This is a genomic window from Pseudomonas sp. PME37.24/025, from assembly GCF_055556615.1.
In genome coordinates this window covers 154,616-177,082 of sequence record NZ_JBVHNK010000001.1, presented here as the reverse complement: position 1 = coordinate 177,082, position 22,467 = coordinate 154,616, and the positions used below count along the sequence as shown (strand labels likewise).

Annotated in this window: 15 protein-coding genes and 1 tRNA gene; 13 read left to right on the top strand and 3 right to left on the bottom strand. The window is 59.7% G+C overall.

The annotated features are described in order from the left end of the window. Positions 1-36: 36 nt before the first annotated feature. Positions 37-1,125 (bottom strand): 3-deoxy-7-phosphoheptulonate synthase, encoded by a 1,089-nt coding sequence (locus tag ACZ3HH_RS00650; protein WP_465802162.1) that lies wholly within the window; start codon positions 1,123-1,125, stop codon positions 37-39. Between the two features lie 627 nt (positions 1,126-1,752). Between ACZ3HH_RS00650 and ACZ3HH_RS00645 the strand changes: the two genes are divergently transcribed. From ACZ3HH_RS00645 to ACZ3HH_RS00585, 13 genes are all read left to right on the top strand, one after another. Further along, positions 1,753-2,511: a carbon-nitrogen hydrolase family protein gene (locus tag ACZ3HH_RS00645; RefSeq protein ID WP_465802160.1), complete on the top strand. Its 759-nt coding sequence runs from the start codon at positions 1,753-1,755 to the stop codon at positions 2,509-2,511. After that, positions 2,512-2,955, top strand: a complete 444-nt coding sequence (locus tag ACZ3HH_RS00640) for a GNAT family N-acetyltransferase (protein WP_465802159.1) — start codon at positions 2,512-2,514, stop codon at positions 2,953-2,955. 127 nt (positions 2,956-3,082) lie between these two features. Next, positions 3,083-3,724, top strand: a complete 642-nt coding sequence (gene gacA / locus ACZ3HH_RS00635; protein ID WP_008015884.1) for a response regulator transcription factor GacA — start codon at positions 3,083-3,085, stop codon at positions 3,722-3,724. Positions 3,725-3,726: 2 nt separating this feature from the next. After that, complete coding sequence (gene uvrC, locus ACZ3HH_RS00630) at positions 3,727-5,550, top strand: excinuclease ABC subunit UvrC (RefSeq protein WP_008066868.1); 1,824 nt, start codon at positions 3,727-3,729, stop codon at positions 5,548-5,550. A gap of 33 nt (positions 5,551-5,583) precedes the next feature. Next, positions 5,584-6,144: a CDP-diacylglycerol--glycerol-3-phosphate 3-phosphatidyltransferase gene (pgsA, locus tag ACZ3HH_RS00625; RefSeq protein ID WP_052964322.1), complete on the top strand. Its 561-nt coding sequence runs from the start codon at positions 5,584-5,586 to the stop codon at positions 6,142-6,144. Positions 6,145-6,207: 63 nt separating this feature from the next. After that, positions 6,208-6,283: transfer RNA gene (locus tag ACZ3HH_RS00620), tRNA-Gly, on the top strand. Between the two features lie 173 nt (positions 6,284-6,456). Then, positions 6,457-6,777: an Arm DNA-binding domain-containing protein gene (locus ACZ3HH_RS00615; protein WP_465802155.1), complete on the top strand. Its 321-nt coding sequence runs from the start codon at positions 6,457-6,459 to the stop codon at positions 6,775-6,777. 330 nt (positions 6,778-7,107) lie between these two features. Continuing rightward, positions 7,108-10,383 carry a non-ribosomal peptide synthetase gene (locus tag ACZ3HH_RS00610; RefSeq protein ID WP_465802153.1) on the top strand — a complete coding sequence of 1,092 codons (3,276 nt, stop codon included), beginning with the start codon at positions 7,108-7,110 and terminating at the stop codon, positions 10,381-10,383. A gap of 45 nt (positions 10,384-10,428) precedes the next feature. Further along, the gene (locus tag ACZ3HH_RS00605) at positions 10,429-12,093 is read left to right on the top strand and encodes a cyclic peptide export ABC transporter (protein ID WP_465802152.1); all 1,665 of its coding nucleotides are present in this window, start codon (positions 10,429-10,431) and stop codon (positions 12,091-12,093) included. A 100-nt stretch (positions 12,094-12,193) separates the two neighbouring features. Further along, positions 12,194-14,422: a TonB-dependent siderophore receptor gene (locus tag ACZ3HH_RS00600; protein WP_465802151.1), complete on the top strand. Its 2,229-nt coding sequence runs from the start codon at positions 12,194-12,196 to the stop codon at positions 14,420-14,422. An 89-nt stretch (positions 14,423-14,511) separates the two neighbouring features. Further along, positions 14,512-14,823 carry a hypothetical protein gene (locus tag ACZ3HH_RS00595; protein WP_465802150.1) on the top strand — a complete coding sequence of 104 codons (312 nt, stop codon included), beginning with the start codon at positions 14,512-14,514 and terminating at the stop codon, positions 14,821-14,823. Further along, positions 14,823-16,370, top strand: coding sequence for a PepSY-associated TM helix domain-containing protein (locus ACZ3HH_RS00590; protein ID WP_465802149.1), 1,548 nt, complete (start codon positions 14,823-14,825; stop codon positions 16,368-16,370). Before ACZ3HH_RS00595 ends, ACZ3HH_RS00590 begins: the two co-directional genes overlap by 1 nt. Continuing rightward, a complete protein-coding gene (locus tag ACZ3HH_RS00585; protein ID WP_465802148.1) occupies positions 16,363-16,674 on the top strand; it encodes a DUF3325 family protein in 312 nt (103 codons plus the stop codon). Before ACZ3HH_RS00590 ends, ACZ3HH_RS00585 begins: the two co-directional genes overlap by 8 nt. Positions 16,675-16,723: 49 nt before the next feature. Here the strand turns inward: ACZ3HH_RS00585 and ACZ3HH_RS00580 are convergent, their stop codons facing one another. Then, positions 16,724-21,355 (bottom strand): amino acid adenylation domain-containing protein, encoded by a 4,632-nt coding sequence (locus ACZ3HH_RS00580; RefSeq protein ID WP_465802147.1) that lies wholly within the window; start codon positions 21,353-21,355, stop codon positions 16,724-16,726. A 56-nt stretch (positions 21,356-21,411) separates the two neighbouring features. After that, positions 21,412-22,464, bottom strand: coding sequence for a TauD/TfdA family dioxygenase (locus tag ACZ3HH_RS00575; protein ID WP_465802146.1), 1,053 nt, complete (start codon positions 22,462-22,464; stop codon positions 21,412-21,414). Between the last annotated feature and the right edge of the window lie 3 nt (positions 22,465-22,467).

Below are 22,467 nucleotides of genomic sequence, written 5' to 3'. Positions count from 1 at the left end.
CCGGTTTTCGATTGAAAACCGGAAGGCGGGCATGGGTCACTTTGGCTGTTGAGTGTGGCGCTGCGTACGAAGTCGCTCGGCTGCCTGCAGCAACAATTGTTCCGTCCCGGTCCAGCCAAGGCAGCCGTCCGTTACCGACACACCGTAGCGTAGCGACGGGCTCAATGGCTGGCAGCCTTCGAACAGATGGCTTTCAATCATCATGCCGACCAGCGAGCGATCACCTTGCAGGCGCTGCTCAAGCACGTCGTTGAACACGGCTGGCTGACGCAATGGATCTTTACCGCTGTTAGCGTGACTGCAGTCAACCATGATCCGCGCCGGGATCTTGAGTCTGGTCAAGTCGCTGTGTACTTGGGCGATGCTGTCGCGGTCGTAATTCGGCCCGCGATGGCCACCACGTAGCACCAGATGAGTGTCGGGGTTGCCCGGCGTCTGAATGATTGCAGGGTGCCCTTGGCTATCGACGCCGAAATGACGATGCGGATGGGCGGCCGAGCGCATGGCGTCGCTGGCGACAGTCACACCGCCATCGGTGCCGTTCTTGAACCCTACCGGCATGCTCAGGCCGCTGGCCATTTCCCTGTGGATCTGTGATTCGGTGGTACGGGCGCCAATCGCGACCCAGCTCAGCAGGTCGTCGAAGTAGCCGGCGGCCATCGGTTGCAGCAGTTCGGTGGCAACGGGCAAGCCCAGTTGGAGCATTTCGCGCATCAATTCGCGGGACAGCGTCAAACCACTCGCCATGTCGTCGCTGCCATCCAGATGCGGGTCGTAGGCCAGCCCTTTCCAGCCAATTGTGGTGCGGGGTTTTTCGACGTAGGCGCGCATCACCAGCAGCATTTCATCGCTGACTTCGGTGGCCAGCCGGGCCAGGTTGGCGGCGTATTCGAGGGCTGAACGGGGGTCGTGAATCGAGCAGGGGCCGACGATGACCAGCAGACGGGAGTCTTCACCGTTGAGGATCGCGCGAACTGCCTGACGGTGGTCGGCGACTTGCCGGGTCAGGGCATTGCTGAGGGGTAATTGCTGTTTGAGTTGCAATGAGCTGGGCAGACGCAAGGTCAGCGCTTCATTGGCAGGGCTCAGGGTGGACAGCGGCAGAGCAGAGACGGACGAGTTCATATTCGGGCTTCCTGGGCTGGCGGCGGGTTCGTTCCCGCGCGCTCGGCCCTACTGGGGTGTTCGACAATTGGCCGGATTGGCTGCGTGTGTGTGCTTGCCACCTGTGGGTGACCGATCGGAGGCGGCAGGCTGTCCCGAGCGGAGGCTGGTAAATCGCCAGGCGGTAAAACTGTCGTAACGGTAATAAGTGGCGTAGTTCATGTCGTGAATCCTCAAATTGTCTGGTTGACGCTAAAAATGTTCAGGGCTGAAAAAACAAAACCCCCGGTCGGGGAGCCGACCGGGGGTTGAGAATTCTCTGGTGGCGACCCGTTTAAAGTAGGCGCCGTGTGGGTATCAGGCGCGCCAGTGGCTAAACCAATACCCAAAATAAAAGCTGACCGAAGCACAAACGTCATTCGCCCGGGCAGCCGCAACCGAGCGCGGGGCGCTGGCGGTACGAAGCTGTGAGAGGGCGTTGAGCATGGTCTGTCTCCGATGAATGCGCCGAGCTTACTAGAGGCCGGTACGCGGATTCAATCAGAAAATGCTATCGATGATCATGGGCTTTTCTATCGCTTGAGTACGTCGGGGGTTGTGACACACTTTGCGCTGCGCCCAACTACCACAACGTCACAAGGATGAACCATGACGACACTGACCATTGCCGCCGCTCAATCGATCTCCATCGCCGGTGATCTTGCCGCCAATATGGCCTGGCATCGGCGCTTCATGCAGGTTGCTGCGGAGCAGGGCGTGCAATTGCTGGTGTTTCCGGAACTGTCGCTGACCGGGTACGAACGCGGCTTGGCAGCGGAGCTGGCCATAGCGCCAGACGCCGGGGTGCTGCAACCGCTGCGCGACTTCGCGCGGGAAGTCGGTGTAACCAGTGTCGTTGGGATGCCGATTCGTCTGTCGGACGATTCGCCGGTATTGATCGGTGCTCTGGTATTGGGTGCCGATGGTTCGCTTGGGGTTTATAGCAAGCAGCATCTGCACCCGGGCGAGGAAGTGGCATTTGCCCCGGGAGCGGGCGGTTCGATATTAAAAATCGGTAGCGACACCGTCGCGCTAGCGGTATGCGCCGATTTTTCTCACGCCAGTCACGCGGCAGCCGCGGCACGGCAGGGCGCTGATCTTTACGCTGCGGGCGTGTTGATCACAGAAAACGGCTACGCTCCAGATACCGTACTGTTGCAAGGCTATGCTTGCACCCTCTCGATGGCGGTTCTGATGGCCAACCATGGTGGCGCAACGGGTGGCTGGGAGTCGGCAGGGCGCAGTGCAATCTGGGCGGCAGACGGGACGTTGATTGTGGCGGCGCCGGGTACCGGGAACCTTATGGTCGTTGCTCGTCGCAATGCTGATGGCTGGAAAGGGCAAATCGTCGCTGTGGCGGAGGCTTGAATGGGTTTCGAATTGCGTCCGGCAACACCTCGGGACCTGGACTTTGCTCGTGACCTGACTTGTCGAAATATGCTTCGCTACTACATTCAACATGAGCTGTTGTGGCTGGACGAGGCCTTTGATGTCGCCTGGGAGGGGCGCGAAAACTGGCTGATTGTGCGTGATGACACGTTGATGGGGTATGTCAGCCTGAGCCGTGACGCCAGGGCCTTGTATATCCGCGAATTGCATTTACTTGAAGCGTACCAGGGGCAGGGCGCCGGTTCCTGGACGATCGATCAGGTATTCGCCATGGCGTGCAGGGAACGACGCCCGGCATTGCGTCTGACCGTTTTTGAAAATAACCCGGCGAAAGTGCTCTACGAGAGAAAGGGCCTGAAGGTGGTCGGTAAAGACGAGTGTTTCCTGAGAATGCAGCGTGATATCAATGAACTGCATCGCTGAAACACACAGGTGGCAAGCCTTGCCAGATGAATTGATACTTTTTATATGCGGCTTGCCGCTAGGTCTGCCAGTTGCTTTTTGCTAAGGTGTCCGACAACCCAATAAGACCAAATCGCGAGGTGTCTGCTTGATTAGGGTGCTAGTAGTCGATGACCATGATCTCGTTCGTACAGGCATTACACGAATGCTGGCTGACATCGATGGCCTGCAAGTAGTCGGCCAGGCTGAGTCAGGGGAGGAATCCCTGCTTAAAGCGCGTGAGTTGAAACCTGATGTGGTGCTGATGGACGTCAAGATGCCCGGGATCGGCGGTCTTGAAGCCACGCGCAAATTATTGCGCAGTCATCCAGACATCAAAGTCGTCGCGGTCACCGTGTGCGAAGAAGATCCGTTTCCTACCCGACTGTTACAGGCAGGTGCCGCGGGTTACCTGACCAAGGGTGCCGGATTGCCGGAAATGGTCCAGGCCATTCGCCTGGTGTTTGCCGGGCAACGCTATATCAGCCCGCAGATTGCCCAGCAACTGGCGATCAAGTCGTTCCAGCCAACCAATGATTCGCCCTTCGACGCCTTGTCGGAGCGGGAAATCCAGATTGCGTTGATGATTGTCGGCTGTCAGAAGGTGCAGATCATTTCCGACAAACTGTGCCTGTCGCCAAAAACAGTGAATACCTACCGTTACCGTATTTTCGAGAAGCTTTCGATCAGCAGCGATGTCGAGTTGACGCTGCTGGCGGTTCGTCACGGCATGGTTGATGCCAGCCTCTGAAAATGACTGAAATCTTCGATCCAAGTGCTTTTCTGTCAACGGTCAGTGGGCGGCCGGGCGTCTATCGCATGTTCGACAGCGATGCGCGCCTGCTTTATGTCGGCAAAGCCAAAAATCTCAAGAAGCGTTTGGCGAGTTACTTCCGCAAAGCCGGTCTTGCCCCCAAGACCGCTGCGCTGGTTGGCCGTATCGCCCAGGTCGAGACCACCATCACGGCCAACGAAACCGAGGCCTTGCTGCTTGAGCAGACGCTGATCAAGGAATGGCGTCCGCCGTACAACATCCTGCTGCGCGACGACAAATCCTACCCTTACGTCTTTCTCTCGGATGGCCAGTTCCCACGCTTGAGCATCCATCGCGGCGCGAAAAAGGCCAAGGGCAAATATTTCGGTCCTTATCCCAGCGCCGGTGCGATTCGCGAAAGCCTGAGTCTATTGCAAAAGGCTTTTTTTGTTCGTCAGTGTGAAGACAGCTTTTACAAGAACCGCGCGCGACCTTGTCTGCAATACCAGATCAAGCGCTGCAAGGCGCCGTGTGTGGGGTTGGTGGAGCCCGAGGTGTATGCCGAAGATGTACGCCACTCGGTGATGTTTCTTGAAGGGCGCAGCAACGCCCTGGCGGACGAGTTGTCTGCGGCCATGGAGGAGGCGGCGGTCAACCTTGAGTTCGAGCGCGCCGCCGAGCTGCGTGACCAGATCTCATTGCTACGTCGGGTCCAGGACCAGCAGAGCATGGAAGGCGGGACGGGCGATGTCGATGTGATTGCGGCGTTCGTCAATCCAGGTGGCGCCTGCGTACACTTGATCAGTGTGCGCGGTGGCCGGGTGTTGGGGAGCAAGAACTTCTTTCCACAGGTGGGTATTGAGGAAGACGTTTCCGAAGTCATGGCAGCGTTTCTCGGCCAATACTTCATCAGCAGTCCCGAGCGCGACTTGCCGAGCGAGCTGATCGTCAACGTGGTTCACGAAGACTTTCCGACCCTGATCGCAGCCATCGAAGAGCTGCGCGGTCGTGAATTGACCATCAGCCATCGAGTACGCGGCACCCGAGCGCGCTGGCAGCAATTGGCGGTCACCAATGCCGAGCAAGCGCTGGGCGCACGTCTGGCTAACCGACAACACGTTGCGGCACGTTTCGATGCCTTGGCCGAAGTGCTGAAACTGGACGAACCGCCGCAACGTCTCGAGTGCTACGACATCAGCCATTCCAGCGGCGAGGCCACTGTAGCGTCCTGTGTGGTGTTTGGCCCGGAAGGCCCGATCAAATCCGACTACCGCCGCTATAACATTGAAGGCGTCACCCCGGGCGATGACTATGCCGCGATGCACCAGGCCCTGACCCGACGCTTCAGCAAATTGAAGGACGGCGAGGGCAAGTTGCCGGATATTCTGCTGGTCGACGGCGGTAAAGGTCAGCTGTCCATGGCGCGTGACGTGCTTAATGAACTGGCCGTGCCCGACCTGATTCTCTTGGGTGTGGCCAAGGGCGCGACGCGCAAGGCCGGTTTCGAAACCCTGTACCTCAACGACGCGGCCCATGAATTCACCTTGCGCGGCGATTCTCCCGCGCTGCATTTGATCCAGCAGATCCGCGACGAAGCCCACCGTTTCGCCATTACCGGGCACCGCGCACGTCGTGGAAAAACTCGCCGTACGTCTACGCTTGAGGGCGTTGCCGGCGTCGGACCGACACGTCGACGCGATTTGTTGAAACATTTTGGTGGATTGCAGGAGCTGTCTCGTGCCAGCATCGAAGAGATCGCCAAAGCACCCGGAATCAGCAAAAAGCTCGCAGAGTTGATTTATGCAAATCTGCACAGCGAGTAGAATGCCCAACTCACCTCGTAGCCAGTTGTGCCGATGAATATCCCTAATCTGATTACCGTTCTACGCGTCCTGCTCATCCCGATCTTCATTTTGCTGTTTTACTTGCCTTACCACTGGAGCTATTTGGCGTCCGCCTCGGTCTTCGCATTTGCCGCCGCGACCGACTGGCTCGATGGGTATCTGGCCCGTCGTCTGGAACAAAGCACACCGTTCGGGGCCTTCCTCGATCCTGTTGCGGACAAGCTGATGGTCGCCGTTGCGCTGGTTCTGCTGGTGCAAGAGCATGGCAACCTGTGGCTCACGCTGCCGGCCGCCGTTATCATCGGTCGCGAAATTGTCGTCTCGGCACTGCGCGAGTGGATGGCCGAACTTGGTGCCCGCGCCCATGTAGCGGTGTCAAACCTGGGCAAATGGAAAACCGCCGCGCAAATGCTGGCGCTGGTGATCCTGCTGGCCAACCCTTCGGACTTCACCTTCTGGGTCCTGATGGGTTACGCCTTGCTGCTGGTGTCTGCTGGCCTGACGTTGTGGTCCATGGTCCAATACTTACGGGCTGCCTGGCCGCATCTGAAGACGGACGTGGAAAAGAAATAAAACTTTTTTGAATCAAGGGGTTGACGGGGCATCAGGATTCTATAGAATGCGCCTCACCAAGACGCGGGAATAGCTCAGTTGGTAGAGCACGACCTTGCCAAGGTCGGGGTCGCGAGTTCGAGTCTCGTTTCCCGCTCCAAGCATTAAAAATGGATCTCTGAAAAGAGGTCCATTTTTTTTCGCCTAAAGAAAAGTCTTTCTTTGACTTTTGCCGCGCCCCCCCCTGAAAACACTCAGATCCAGCCCCAATGGGCACATTTTCCAGTACATCAATCCGGTGCTCGGCCGATCGGTTTTCTCGTGGCGTGTGCGATGGCTTTCACCAAGACCGCGGTCCGACACGCCAAGCCCGGAGCCAAGGACTACACCCTCCCTGACTACAACGGCCTCGCCCTTTTCGTGAATACGAAAGGCGCCAAGTGCTGGCACTTCCGCTTTTCCTGGGCGGATAAGCAACCCCGTATTTCTCTCGGTACCTACCCTGAAATTAGCTTAGGAGATGCTCGTGCTCTGCGTGATGTTGCGCGGGCACTGGTCGCCAGGGGCATCGATCCGCGTGTCCATCGGCAGCTGGAGCGTAATGCCAGGCGCCTGGCCACGGAAAACGCCTATGAAGCAGTTGTTCAGCATTGAAAGTGGTACGCAAAGTTGAACATCGTGTTTCTGGAATTGTGCTGAAGTAGGGCGCCATCTGTCACCTGCCCGAAGAGCTGCTTCCCTCTCTCATCATTGGCAGGCGGAAAGCTATTCCCGGGCGTGGTTATCCGGAAGAGTCCGCAAACGACCCGGAGCCTATCGGGACCTATTTACAAGCTTTGTCTGAAGATCTGTCAGCAGGGTTTAGTGATCTGAGCTGCAAATGAGCATGAAAACCTTTCACTGCAATTGACATTAATTATCATTGGCACCTAGTATTCATTCCCCTTTGTGCCGGTCGGACCGTATAAGGATATAGAAGCGCCGATGAAAGACTTTGATGATGCTTTGCTTGCCTTGCTCCAGGATGACGAATTACAGCTGCCAGACAGCCTCCAAAGGCAGTCAGGTGGTGGGCCGCAAGTCCTTTCCTTCGCTCAGCAGCGTCTCTGGTTCCTGCAACGCCTGGAACCGAATGCCACGGCTTACAACCTGTCCCGCGCTTTTCTGTTCACGGGTACCTTGAACGTCTCGGCATTGCGTCTGGCATTCGAGGCGCTGATCAAGCGACATGGGGTATTGCGCACACGATTTATCGAAGTCGATGGCGAGCCTCGGCAAGAGCTGCTGGATGATGTGGTGTTCGTCATGCAAGAGCGTGAGGTGCCTGGAGTCGATCGCGCCTCACGGCATGAGCATCTGGCGTCGTTGCTGGCGATTGAGGATCAGTCGGCGTTTATTCTTTCCCAGGCGCCCCTGCTCGAGGTCAAGCTGATTCGCTATGACGAATTCAGCCACGCTCTTCTCTTGAAAATGCATCACATCGTGACTGACGCCTGGTCCAATCCGATTCTCGTGCGCGATCTGGCGACGGCGTACAGCCAAGCCATCCGAGGTGAAGCCCCGACGCTGCCCCCATTGCCCGTGCAATATGTGGACTACGCGGTTTGGCAGCGTCGTCGCTTGCACACTGACGTGGTGCAGGCTGATCTTGAGTACTGGAAAAACTATCTCGGCGCGTCGGTACCGGTGTTGGAGTTGCCCACCGATTTTCTGCGCCCCGCGCAGCAAAGTCAGCGCGGACAACGGCTGCGGTTCGCACTGGACGATGTACAGTCCGCCCGGATCCACGCGTTCTGTCGCGATTACGCATCGACCCCTTTTGTCATCCTCCTGGCGGCCTGGCAGCTGCTGTTGGCGCGCTATAGCGGCCAACAGACATTTGCCGTGGGCGTTCCCCACGGCGGGCGCAGCCGTGAAGAGCTGGAAGAGTTGCTGGGCTTTTTCGTCAATACACTGGTTTATCGCGTTCAGCTGGACCCGCAACTGACAGGCCGTGCGCTATGCCATCGTTTGCGCGGTGAGTCGCTGTCTGCACTGCAGCACGCCGAACTGCCGTTTGAGTTGTTGCTCGAGAATCTCGCGATCGAGCGTGACGTCAGCCGCACACCGGTGTTCCAGGCGATGTTCAACTTGAGTACGGGGTCGGCAGTCAACCTTGCGTTACCCGGGCTTGAGGTCGAACGTGTATTGCCGACGCAAGACAGCGCCAAATTCGATCTCACCCTGGACGTAGCGGTTCGACCAGACGGTGTGTATTGCGAGCTGGAATACAACCTGGACCTGTTCTCGCCTGCCACCGCCGAGCGTCTCGCCGGATGTTATCGTCAGTTGCTTAACGGGTTGTTGACCCAACCTGACGTGCCGGTCTGGCATCTGCCGATGCTTGATGAGGTTCAGCGCTTGCAGCAGCTGGATACCTGGAACCAGACTGAGCGAACTCTGTTACCGAATCAGGACATGCTGGGCTTGTTCGAGCGACAGGTCAGTGCAAATCCTGATCGCTGCGCGTTGATCAGCGGCGAGCAACAGTTGAGCTACGCAGCGCTCAACGCCCGTGCCAATCGACTGGCCCATTGGCTCATGGCGGCCGGTGTTGTCGGGGATCAGCGGGTAGGCGTTTGCCTGGATCGCGAAGCTGATTTGCTCGTGACGTTGCTTGCCATTCAGAAAAGCGGCGGCGCCTATCTGCCGATCGACCCCGGACAACCAGCTGCACGCAATGCCGATATCATCGAGCAAGCCCGACCGGGCCTGGTGCTGACCCGTGAGGCTCTGCGGGGCGTCGTCGGTTCCGCCGCGCGGGTGGTCACCCTCGAAACGCTGGCCGATGCATTGCCGGCGTTGCCCGATACCAACCTGGCGCTGGCCACTCATCCACGACAACTGGCCTATACCCTTTATACCTCCGGCTCTACAGGACGACCCAAGGGCGTCGACATTGAACGCCAGGCGTTTATCAATTTCCTGCTGGGCATCCAGGAACATGTGCAACTGACCGACACCGATCGGCTCCTTGCGGTGACTACCCTGGGCTTCGATATCGCCGGGCTGGAACTGTTCCTGCCGCTGATTCAGGGCGCGACGGTGGTATTGGCCAGTCGTGAAGCCAGCCTGGACCCACGGGCATTGATCGACTTGCTCGAGCGTCACGCCATCAGTGTCATGCAGGCGACACCTGCCACCTGGCAAATGCTGGTCGATCACGACTCACCCGTCTGGAAAGGGCTGCGAGTGCTCTGCGGCGGCGAAGCACTGGGGTCAGAACTGGCCGAACGCCTGCTGGCGCGCCAGGTCAGGCTGCTGAATGTCTACGGGCCCACGGAAACCACAGTGTGGTCGGCGGTGCATGCGGTAGAGCAGGTGGACAGTGCTGTCATCCCCATCGGCCAGCCCTTGGCCAACAATCGCCTGTATGTCCTGGATGAGTTTCTTGAGCCCCAGCCGGTTGGCGTTGCCGGTGATCTGTACATCGGCGGCAGTGGTGTCGCCCGAGGGTATGCCGATCGGCCTGAGTTGACCGCCGCGTCCTTCGTTCCCAATCCATTCGTACAGCCTCATGCACCGGGCGTCCAGGCAGGCAGTCGGTTGTACAGGACGGGTGATCGTGCGCGTTATCGCAGTGACGGTAGCCTGGAGTTCCTGGGGCGCAGCGATTTTCAGGTCAAGCTGCGCGGCTTTCGCATCGAGCCAGGTGAGATCGAGGCGGCATTGTCCGCGTTGCCTGGCGTGGCTCAGGCGGTGGTGGTGTTGCGATGCGGCCCCGGCCATCAGGATGTTCTGGTGGCGTATCTGTGCGGTGAAATCACCGAGGTGGACAGCGCTGCCGTTGGGCAGCGACTGCGTGAACGGCTACCGGCCTACATGGTCCCGGGAGCGTTTGTCGTTTTGGCGAAGCTGCCACTCAATGCCAACGGCAAGGTCGATCGCAAGGCGCTGCCGGAGCCGCTCTGGAGTGCCGGGGAGCCGGGCGAGGAACCGGTAGGGCCGTGGCAGACCAGCCTCGCCGAGATCTGGAAAGAAGTGCTCGGGGTCTGGCCCATCGCATCTGATGCCGATCTGTTCCGATTGGGCGCCCAATCGCTGCAACTGGTCAGGATTCAGGCTCGGATCAGGCACCAGTTTGGTTGTGAAATCGCACTTGCGCAGTTGTTCGCTCACCCGGTGCTCAGTGATATGGCCGCGTTGATCGAGCAAGCCTGCGGTAAACCTGAGGTTGATGAACTGACCGCTATTGAAAATCTGTTGCTGGCCTTCGAATAAACCATTCGATCCGCCGCACGCGAGTGCTGCCTGCGAGGAATTTGCATGACCCTGTTCTTATCTCTGCTCAAGCGTCACCGTACGTTGTTGAGTCTGGGCCTGCTGGCCAGCCTTGTCAGCGCCGCTGCCGGCATTGGACTGCTCAATGAGATCAATCGCCTGATTTCAGGCACTGCCATCATGAACACGCTGCTGGCCGCACAGTTTCTTGGTTTACTGGTGCTGCTGTTTGCCTGCGGTTTCGGTTCTCAGGCCTTGTTGACCGCGCTGGGCCATCGAGTGGTTTACGAGTTGCGCTTGCAAATGGTCAAGCGCTTGCTGGACACCTCCATCGAACAGCTGGAGAAAATCGGCGAAGCCAGTCTGTATGCGACCTTGAGCAAGGACATCGAAAGCATCGGCCAGGCCTTCAACCGCCTGCCGTTCGTGTTCTACAACACCGTCCTGATGCTCGGCGGTTGCCTGTACATGGCCTGGCTGTCCTGGCAGCTGTTGCTGATCTGCGTCGTCGGCTTGAGCCTGGGAACCTGGTTGGCCCATGGCTGGTTCACCAAGATGCGCCAGTTGATGAAGCGCGTACGGGAAACCGACGACCGCTTGTACGCCGCCTATCAGGGCGCGATCGAGGGGCGCTTCGAACTGGCACTCAATGCCCGGCGCAAGGAGCGTTTCTATTCACTGGATCTGCAGCCTGCTGCGGAATATGCCCGGCGCAATGAGGTGCACGCCGATCGTTACTGGACCTTGAGCCTGAACTGGACGGTGACCCTGATCCTTGCACTGGCGGGCGGCTTGTTCGCTGCCGGGGCCTGGTTGGGTCTGAGCAATGGCATCATCGCCGCGTTTGTTCTGGTGCTGATGTTTTTGCGCATGCCCCTGAACGACCTGATCGGCAGCCTGCCGACCCTGGTGGCGGGCAATGTCTCGCTGGCCAAGATCGAGACCCTGTCCTTTGCCGATTACCGTACCGAATTTTCGACCCGGACCGGTCAGCCGGATGTCCGGCAGCCGATGCTCGAACTGCAGGGGCTGGGCTATGACTATCCCCATGCTGCCGACGAGTACGGATTCCGTCTGGGCCCTGTGGACCTGAGTGTCGCGAAGGGCGAGATCCTGTTCATCGTCGGGGGCAATGGCAGCGGCAAGTCGACCCTGGCCAAATTATTGACCGGGCTGTATGAGCCCAGCACCGGGACCCTGCGTCTGCAAGGCGTGGAAATCACCCCTGAGTTGCGGGACTGGTACCGGGCACATTTCTCCACGGTGTTTTCCAGCTTCTATCTGTTCGAGCGGCTGGTCGGTCCGAACGGCGACTTCGACATGACCCTGGCCCAGGCATGGCTTGAGCGTTTACGCATGGAATGCAAGGTCACGATCGATGAACAAGGTGGCCTTTCCACCACTCGCTTGTCCCAAGGACAGCGCAAGCGGCTGGCGCTGCTGGTGGCGTTGGTGGAGGAGCGGCCGATCCTTTTGCTTGATGAGTGGGCCGCTGACCAGGATCCCGGTTTCCGTGGGTTTTTCTATCAAGAGCTGCTGCCTGAACTGAAGGCTCAGGGGAAAACCATCATCGCGATCAGTCATGACGATCGTTACTTCTCCATCGCCGATCGGGTCCTCAAATGCGATGGCGGTCAGCTCTATCCGTTCGATCATGCCGGGACAGATATCGGACAGCTTTCCGAGCAGGAGCATTGCATTCCTGTTTGAACGGTTTTCTCTGCATTGTTTCTTGGCGAGCAGTGGTTTTGCACCACAACAAATTAAAAAAATGATGGCCCTGAAGGGGCCACACATAGGAGCGAGCGGCATGCAACAACGGGGTAAAGGTCGGCCAACGGCCAAGATGGGGAATCTGCTGTTGGTGCCGATAGTGAGCGGGGGCATGTTGCTCACGCCGTCGGCATGGGCGCAAGAGAACGAAGCCGGGCAGGCGCCAACCGAAACAACGAGCACCATGACGCTGCCCGAGCAGTCGATTGTGGGTATGCAGACCGAAGCGCCCACCGTGTCGGTGGGGACCAAAGTACCGTTGCGTCTTCGCGAAGTGCCGCAGACCATCAACGTGATCGGTCAGGAACGCATCCAGAAGCAGAACCTGTATACCCTCGAGGATGCCCTGGGCAAGGTCGGCGGTGTCACCGTGCAGCGTATCGACGCCAGCCGCTTGAGTTTTTTCTCCCGTGGCTTCGAGATCACCTCGTTGCAGCTGGACGGCACGCCGACCACCATGGACAACCGGATTTTCCTTTCACCTGATCTGACGATGTATGACCGCGTCGAAGTGCTCAAGGGACCGTCCGGCAGCCTGACAGGCGCCGGCGGCCCCGGCGGCAGTATCAACCTGGTGCGCAAACGCCCATTGGCCGAGGCGGCGGTATCGGCTGAAATCAGTGCCGGCTCCTGGGACGACTATCGGGGCATGGTCGACGTCACCGGCCCGTTGACCGACAGCGGCAACGTGCGTGGACGCCTTGTGCTCAGCGATCGCAAGCAAGGTTTCTACTACGACGGTGGCGGTAAACGCGAGTCGAACCAGATCTATGGCGTCGTCGACATTGACCTGACGCCAGACACCGTCTGGACCATCGGTGCAAGCAACCAGAATACCGATATCCAAGGCGCCCAGCGCTCCCTGCCAGCCTATCGCTACACCAATGCTGCCGGTGAAGCCGCCATGTCGCTGCCGGATGTTTCGCGCAAGAATTTCTACGGCGCGGACTGGAACCGCGATTACTTCTGGAGCACTGCGGTGTTCACCGAAGTCGAGCACCAGTTGGGTGACGGCTGGAAAACCAAACTGGCCTTGCGTCACGCCGACAACAACTATGACCTGACCCAGGCTTATGCCCGCAATGGTGGAGGGATCGACCCTGCCGATAACCTGGTATCGATGAACTCGATCATGTTCGATTATCGGGAAAAGCAGGACGAGGCGGACCTGTACCTCGACGGGCCGTTCAACTTCCTCGGTCGTGAGCACAAACTGTTGGTAGGCGCCAACTATTCGCGCTCCGAGTTTGCTTCGAACGGTGGTTACTTCTCCGACTTCCTCGGCGATGTCGACCTCAACGACCCGCAGGCGGACTTCCCTTATCCCGCGTTCCCTGATTCGGACAAACTGCCGACCAGCGTGGCCAACACCCGCTCCAAAGCGGTCTATGGCAACGTGCGCCTGAGCCTTGCGGACCCATTGACGCTGGTGCTTGGCGGGCGGGTGACCTGGCTCGATATGCACCGCAGCCAGCATCAACCCACTGCAGGTTCGCCGTCGGAAAAGGTTGGTGATAGCGTTTCGCAAAAATTCACGCCGTTTTATGGCCTGATCTATGAACTCAACGACACCTACTCGCTGTACGGCAACTACGCCGGGGTGTTCCAGCCGCAGCCCATCAGCAACCTGGACATCAACAACGGGATCATCAAGCCGCGCGAAGGCGAGCAGTACGAGCTGGGCATCAAGGGTGAATTCCTCGACGGTGCCTTGAACGCGTCGCTGGCGGCGTTCCAGATCGAAGAAAAAAACCGTGCGGTTCCGGACATGAACGACCCGAACTCCCGGGCAAGTGTCGCCAGCGGCAAGGCCAGAACCCGTGGCTTCGAAGCTGAGCTAAGTGGGCAGTTGACGCCGGACTGGTTCCTGACCGCCAACTTCACCCACACCTACAAGCGCTATGACAGCCCTAACGAACAGTTGCAGACTTACCTGCCGAAAAACATGTTGCGCGTCTGGACGCTCTACAAATTGCCAGGCGAGCTGGAAAAATGGAGCGTGCAGGGCGGCGTCAGTGTCGTCAGCGAAACCTTCAACAAGCTGGACGTGCCCCAGCTTGATATGAACGGCACCAAACTGCGTCAGGGCGGCTATGCCTTGTACGATGCCGGTATCGGTTATCAGATCACGCCGAACCTGTCGGCCGACCTGCTCGGTACCAACCTGGCCGACAAGAAGTATTTCCAGCGTATCAACACCTTCCAGGACGGGAACATCTATGGTGACCCTCGGGCTGTGTCCATGACATTGCGCGCCAAGTTCTGATCGGGACGGCCTGAAACAAGCCCGGCATACTTCGGTATGCCGGGCTTTTGTCGTTAACGGGTAGCTGCATGAGTGGTCAAGGAGGGTGAGTGAGGCATCGATCTGTAAAACAGAACAAAAAGCCGCTGGATCGACAGCGAGCGATGTGGCTGGTGCTGGCGTTGTTGATCGGCTATCTGTTCATCTGGGCACTGACGACCCTGTCAGGGCTGAGTCTGTTGCAGCTGGGCCTGCAGCGAAGTGAAGCGGTGCTGGTCAGCACGATGGCGGGTTTTGTGATCTACCCGTTGTTGGTGCTCTGGTTATTCTGCGCTCGACGCGCAAGGCGCAATGGCGTGCTGGTGGCTGGCGCATCGATGCTGTTGCTCGGGATGGTTCATTATCTGGTGGGAGGAACCTGATGTTCGACAGTGTTCGTCAGTCCATGCTGTGGCTGCACCGGTTCATCGGTGTCGGTTTTTCAGGACTGTTACTGATTGCCTTTTTCATGGGCAGCCTGGCGGTGTATGACCGAGAGCTGGACAGCTGGATGCTGCCGCAAACCCGCCTGGTGCCTGTCGATGTGCCGATATCCCTGGACCGGCGCGTGGTTCCTCATGTCGCGAGCTTGAGCGAGGGCAAACCGCTCATGCAGTGGTACGTCGAATTGCCCGATGCGCGTCGACCGCTGTTGCGTTTTCAAGCCTGGACCCTTGAGGGCGATGGCTACAGTCGATTTCTCGCTCCGACGGGTGATCAGGTCTTGCCTGAAGCCGGCAGTCGCGGCGGTGATTTTTTCTATCGACTGCATTACACCTTGAACATAACCACCTGGAGCGCCGGTGCCCGCTTGCTCGGTCTGGCGGCCATGTTGGGTTTGATGGCGTTGATTGTCGGCGTTTGCATCCATGCCCGACTGCTTCAGGATCTGTTTACCTTGCGCGTCGACAAATCGCCAAGGCGCTTACTGGACCTTCACAACCTCACGGGGGTTTTCGCCCTGCCTTTTCATTTCGTCATCATGCTGACCGGCTTGCTGATTCTGTTCCCGCTGTATTTGCCTGCCAGCGTCCTGGCGGTGTATTCGCAGCAGGCCGATCAGTTCGGTGCCGAAGCCAGCGCGGCGTATCGCCGGGAAGCTTCAGGCACACCGGGGCTTCTGGCGTCGCTCGATCAGATGATGGCGCAAGCCCGATTGCACTGGGGTAACGGCGAGCCTACGTTCGTCAGGGTCTGGCACCCGGGGGACGTCAATGCCTATGTTGAGATCAGTCGCTCTGCCGGTGACCGTCTAAGCAAGGATGAGCAGACCTTGTATTTCGACGGTGCCAGCGCCAGCCTGCTGCACGAATCTCGATTGCCTGCCGCCGCCGGGACGTTCAAGTTTCTGGCGGGTTTGCATGTCACACACTTTCAGCAGCCATGGTTGCGCGCCTTGTATTTTCTCGCCGGTTTGAGTGGTTGCGTGATGCTGGGCAGCGGTCTGCTGTACTGGCTGGAGAAGCGCCGCCTGCAAAGCGCCAATGGGCAGTGGGGCGTGGCGTCGATGACGCTGTTTACCAGCGCACTGATCACCGGGATGCCGCTGGCCACCTTGGCCATGCTCGTCGCCAATCGCTGGCTGCCAGTCGAACTGAGCGCGCGAGCCGATTGGGAAATTCAGGTGTTCTACGGGGCCTGGCTGTTGGCGACCGCGCATGCCGCGCAGGCTGTCTGGCGCTCGCCGCAACGGCGCGCGCCGTGGGCTGCGCACTGTCTGGCGATCAGTGTGTTGGCAGTGCTGGCGGTGATCTCCAATGCCTGGAGCACCGGCGATCATCCATGGCAAGCCATCAATCAAGGCTTCACGGCAGTGGCGGGGGTGGACCTGGCGCTGTTAGCGGTGGCGCTGCTCGCGGCAAGTATTGGCTGGCGTTTGCGCAGTCGCGCTGGCGTAGTGGTTGCGCTCGGTGAGGTGAAGAATGGCTGATGGATTGTCGAGCCTGATGGTGTTGATCTTGCAGGGTGTGGGGCTCAGCACGCTGGCGCTGAGTCAGATCGTTCATTGGCGCAAGGTCATGGCGGGTGAACCGTTCCCCGGACCCCGAGCGTTGCGCTGGGCCGCGCTACTGGCGTTGACCCTGGGGTTGGTGTTGAGCCTGGCCGTTCTGGGTGTCGCCATGGGCACGGTCTTTTGGTTTATGGCGCTGGTGCCTTGCGGCATGGTCGTGACGCTGCTGCTGTGCTGGCGTGGTTCGTGGCTACGCGGGTTGGGGCGCTTGTTCAGGGCTTGAGGCCTTGCGCAAGTTGGCAGGCCCCGAGGTATTCCCCGGGGCCTGTTATTCAGCCAGCCACCGCTTTGGCGTAACGGCTCAAGACATTGGCCAGATCAGTCAGTATCGGGTTCAGGAACACCAGGTGAGCGGGGATTTTCGTGCCCCACAGTTCCTGTAGCCGAGCGCACAACAACACTGCCTTGAGCGAGCTGCCACCGACTTCGAAGAAGTTCGCCTGCTCGTCCGGATCGGTGTGTTCAAGCACCTCCTGCAAGGCGTCGAAAACCTGCGTGCGGGCGTCCGCCAGAGGCTCGACCTGTGGCCGGTTCATCGGTTTGAGCTGCTGCAACAGCGTTTCGAAGGACGGCGATGTCTGGCCCAGGACGGTATCGAGCAAGGTGCGGAAATCTTCGCTCAACGCCACGATGCTGTCGTGCTCGAACAGATCGGTGCTGTAGGTGAACGTCGCGATCAGCCCTTGCTCGCGCTCACTGATGTCCAGCATCAGGTCAAACAGGGTACTGCGCTTGCCATTGTCTTCCTTGACCGGCTCGATTCTCAAATCACCAAACTCGGAGGAGGTAAGAATGCGCTCGCGATGCAGATCGAACATTACCTGGACCAACGGCGCACTGTGTTGTTGCGCGCTGGGCAGTGCTTGCAGCAGTTGTTCGAACGGTAGGTCCTGATTGGCGTGAGCCGTCAGCAGGTTGTCCCGGACCTGTTTGAGTACGTTGTCGAATCCCGGGTTGCCCGCCAGGTCCGTGCGCAAGGCCAGGGTATTGACGAAGAAACCGATCAAGCCCTCCAGCTCCTGGCGATGGCGATTGGCGATAGGAATGCCGATCCGTATGGCCTGCTGCGCGCTATGGCCGGCCAGCAGCACGTTGAACACGGCGAGCAGCGTCATGAACAGGGTCGCGCCCTGTTCCCGGCTGTAGGCGTGCAGCGCTTGCGTGATCTCCAGGCCCAGTTCGAAGGTGTATTCAGCACCCCGATGACTGGGCAGCGCCGGACGCGGCAACATGCAAGGCAGTTGCAAGAGCGTTCGGTCGGCGCCCAGGTGTTGCAGCCAGAAATCCAGTTGCGGCTTGAGCACGTCGTGATTGAGTTCACGGCGTTGCCATTGAGCGAAGTCCGTGTACTGCAAGGTTTGCCCGGTCAAGGGCGAAGGCTGCCCTTTGCTCAATGCGGTGTAGAGCTGGGTCAATTCACGGGTGAACACACGCATCGACCAGCCATCGAAGACGATGTGGTGCAAGGTCAGCCAAAGTACATGCTCCTGGGCAGACAGCCGAACCAGGCCTGCGCGGATCAAAGGCCCCTGCGCCAGATCGAACGGGTGGGCGGCCTGGGCCCGGAGTTCGGTGTGCAGGTGTTGATGCCGATCACTTTCGCCCAGATGACTCAGGTCAATCAATGGCAGCGTGAAGCCCTGCGCTGCGCTGATGCGCTGCACCGGTTGATTGTTTTCCAGTGTGAAGGTGGTGCGCAGGGCCTCATGGCGTTGCAGCAATAGCGCAAAACTGCGCTCCAGCGCCAACACGTCCAGGTCGCCGTGCAGGCGCACCGATTCGGGCACGTTGTAAGTGGTACTTCCCGGGTGCAGGCGATCGAACAGCCAGAGCCGTTCCTGGGCGTATGACATCGCCGTTGAAGGCTGGCGGTGTTGGGCCGTGATCGGCGGCAACGTCGAGGCATCGGCCTTTGGCAGCGCCTGGTCAATGAATTCGCCCAGCGTCGGATGCTGGAACAGGGCACGTACCGGCACTTCCAGCCCCAGGCTGCTGCGCAGTCGCGACACCAGTCGGGTCGCGGTCAGGGAATGGCCGCCCAGTTCGAAAAAGTTATCGTCCAGGCCGACACGCTCCACTCCCAGCACTTGCGTCCACAGCGCTGCCAGCAATTGCTCGCGTTCGTTGCGTGGCGCCCGGTAGCTGAGCTGGCGATCGCGAGCGGGGGCCGGTAATGCCTTGCGGTCCAGCTTGCCGTTAGGGGTCAAGGGAAATGCCGACAGCATCACATAGGCGTTTGGCAGCATGTAGTCAGGCAATTGCGTGCCCAGGTATTCGCGCAACGCAGTGGCGCCAGGGCATACCTCGCGCGCCACCAGATAAGCGACCAGCTCGGTATCGCCGACTTCGTTCGGGCGGGCGATGACGACGGCTTCCCGTATCCCGGGATGGCTCAGCAGGCGGGCTTCGATTTCCCCCAGTTCAATCCGGAAGCCGCGAATTTTCACCTGGTCGTCGACACGCCCGAGGAACTCGATGTCGCCATGGGGATTGACCCTGCCGATATCGCCGCTGCGATACCACTTGCTGCCTTGGGGATCGAGCGGGTTGCTCAAGAAGCGTTCGGCGGTCAGGTCAGGTCGTCCCAGATAGCCCTGGGTGATGCCTGCGCCACTGAGGTAGATTTCACCTGCCACGCCGGCCGCCACCGGGCGCATCTGCTCGTCGAGTACGAACACCTGCATATTGGCGATGGCCTTGCCGATCGGCAGCACACCGTGTTCGTCGCCCCGGGCGCGGTAGTAACTGCACCATACGGTGCCTTCGGTCGGACCATACTCGTTGTATAGCTGGGCGTGCTCGCATTGCTCGCGATGATGTCGGGCGAGGGCGGCCGGACAGGCTTCGCCGGCGACGATGGCGCAGCGCAGGCTGCCCAACTGGTCGGCTGCCTGCTCCAGTACCTGGGCGTAGAGCGACGGCAACATCAAGGTGTGGCTGATGCGCTGGGTTGCGATCAAGCGGCCCAAGGCTAATGCATCCTGTACCTGGTCGTCCTGGGGCAGGCACAGTCGACCGCCACGGCCAAGGGTCCAGAAAAGACCGGCCACCGAACTGTCGAACGCCAACCCGGACACCAGCAGGAAAGACTCCAGGGGCTCTTCGTAGGCCAGCTGGCGCGCCGATGTCGAATGCACGGCATTGCGATGAGTCACCATGACCCCTTTCGGGCGTCCGGTGGAGCCCGAGGTGAAAATCAGGTAGGCCAGGGTGTCGGCATCACTGATGGGTTCGGGACGCTGATCGAAGGCGCTGTCGCTACCCGGCTGGTCGAGCCACACCGTTTCGTAGTTGCCCCTGGGCAAGCGCGTTTGCAGGCGAGTCAGACTCAGCAGCAGTGGGGCCGCGGTCTGCTCGAGCATGTCGCTCAGGCGTTCGGCGGGGTACGTCGGGTCCAGTGGCAAGTAAGCGCCGCCCGCTTTGAGAATGCCCAGGATGCCGACGAGGGCTTCACTGCAACGTTCGATGAACAACCCCACCGGCTGCCCGGCCGTCAGGCCTGCCTGGCGCAGTCGGTGCGCCACCTGGTTGGCCTGGCGCTCTAGCGTTTGATAACTCAGGTGAACATCACCGTGGGTAACGGCGATGGCATCAGGTTGTACGTCGACCTGTTGCTCGAACAGATGGTGCAGCAACGTCGGGGTCGCCAGGTGCGTGGCAGTCTGGTTCAAGGCCGCCAGCCAATCCTGATGAGCTCGACTGATACCGTTGGCATCGCTCAACGGTTGTGAACTGGCAGCGCAGGCCTGCACGCATAGGGTCAGGTACTGATCGAGCAACAAACGTGCGGCATCGATGTCCAGCGCCGAGGCGTCGAAGTGCAGGCGAAAATCAAACCCTTGTGCGTGTTCGGTGACGTCCAGCAGCAGTGCATGCGGACATTCCTCGCCTTCCAGTGCCCGCACCGTCCAGGCCGAGGGCGCCGGTTTGCGCAAGCGAAAGCCGAACGGCGTTTGCGCCGACTGAGCGGGCCACGCTTCTTGCCAGGTGTCGGCCTCGGTCAACAAGGAGGAAAACTCACCGAGCAGGCCGGCCAGCGACTGGCTGTCGTCGAATGCCAGCAGCAGCGGCAGGCGCTTGGCATAGGGGCCCATCGCCGTCGTTGTGGCGCTGTTGCGGCCCGGATGTTCCCAGCCGAGCACCACCTGAGGCTGGCCCAGATGGCGTCTGAGCAGTACCGCCCAGCACACGCCGAACAGATTCTGTGCCGGGGTATCAAGGCCGGCGAGGGCGCTTTTGAGTCGGTCTTGAAGATCAGCGTCCAGCGTCTGTTCGACCTGGGCCATTTGCCGTTCACTGTGGGTCGTGGCGCGCTGGAATGGATGCAGTACTGCCAGCAGGTCCGGCGCCTGTTGGCGTTGCCAGAAGGCTCGACCGGCATCGCTATCGCTGCCGCTGGTGTATTCGAACTGCCATTCGGCGAAGTCGGCGAACTGGACGGTGTCTTCCGACAGCTCACTGCCCAGATAAAGCGCTTGCCACTCCAACAGCAGGCGTTCCAGTGTGGTGGCGTCGGCATTGGCGGCAGGCAGCGCGACCAACAAGGCGGATGGCAGCAGGGCAATGGCCAGGGCCGGTGGCGTGGCCTGGCTCAAGACGTCGCGCAGTGTTGATTTCAAATCGTCGACAGAAGACTCGGGCGCAGTGATTTCCCGCCAGTCAATGTTGATGTGTTCGGCGATCACCTGCACCGGCAATTCCATGCCGGGTGCGGCCACCAGACGGGTGCGCAGAATTTCGTGGCGCTCCAGCACTTGCTCCAGGGCGGAACGCAGGCGTGCGCTGTCGATAGCGTCAGGCAAGGCCAGGGTCAGGAACAGGGCGGCGCTGCGATCAGTGGCGCGCGACCAGTACAGGTTTTGTTGCAGGGCAGGGCGAAAACCCTCTAAGGCATTACTGGACATAGGATTGAGGCCTTGAACAATAGGGGCAAGTCAGGGACATCGAACGAGCGAGCGATTCAGGGCTTGAGCGCCACGTCTGTGCTGTTCAGTGCTTCGGCCATGGAGACCAGGATGCGTCTGGGGCCGTTGTATTCGTTGCGCGCATGCACCGAGAGCATGTTGTCGAGCAACAACACATCGCCGCGTTGCCAACTGAACTCGATCATGTTTTGCAGGTACACGGCGCGCAGATGCTCAAGCACCTCGGGTTCGATAGGGCTGCCGTCGCCATAAAAGGTGTTTTGCGGCAGATCGTCGTCGGAGAAGTCGGCCTGCAGGGCATCACCCACGCTGGCCGGCAGCGTGCTGACGTGGAAGAACGTGGCATGGTTGAACCAGAGGATTTCGTCGGTGCGCGGGTGCCGGACCAACGCGGGGCCGACCTGGCGCGTGCGCAGGCGATTGTTCTCTTTCCATTGTGTCTGGATGCCGACACTGGCGCAGTAGGCCTCGACCTGCGCCCGGTCCTCGGTCTGGAACACGGTTTGCCAGGGCAGGCCGAAGCCGTCTCCGTAGTTACGCACGTACATGATGCCCAGGCGGGCGAAGCGTTCGCGTACCTGTGGATCGATGCCACGGGTAATGGCGCGGGTATCGCCGATCGGCGTTTCACCACGCCATTGCGGGGCGACATCGCACCACAGGAAAATCTTCAGCGGGAACACCGGTGAGTAAGAGTGTTCGTTGTGCGGGAAAATGCGCTGGTCTTGCGGGTAGTCGGTGGAGGTGTAGATGTTCAGGCGTGGATCGACCTGCGTCCTCGGCGAGGCCCTGAATTTGTACTCCAGCGCACCGCCCGACAGCGAGCTGATGCATTGGTCGAAGGCCGTGGCGTTGTCGACCTGGAAATTACGAAACAGCAACGCACCGTGTTCCAGGAGTTTGCGCTCGATCAGCTCCCGTTGCCGCTGCGCCCAGGCGATCAGGCTGACACCGGGGCTGGCGGGTTCGCACAGCAACGTGTAGTTCTGACCGTCATTGAGCGGCTTGAAGGTGACCAGTGCGTCTTCATCCAGGCGAATCGGCTTGCGGCGCATGCCGCCCAGGGTAGGTGTCGCGGGACCATTCATGTC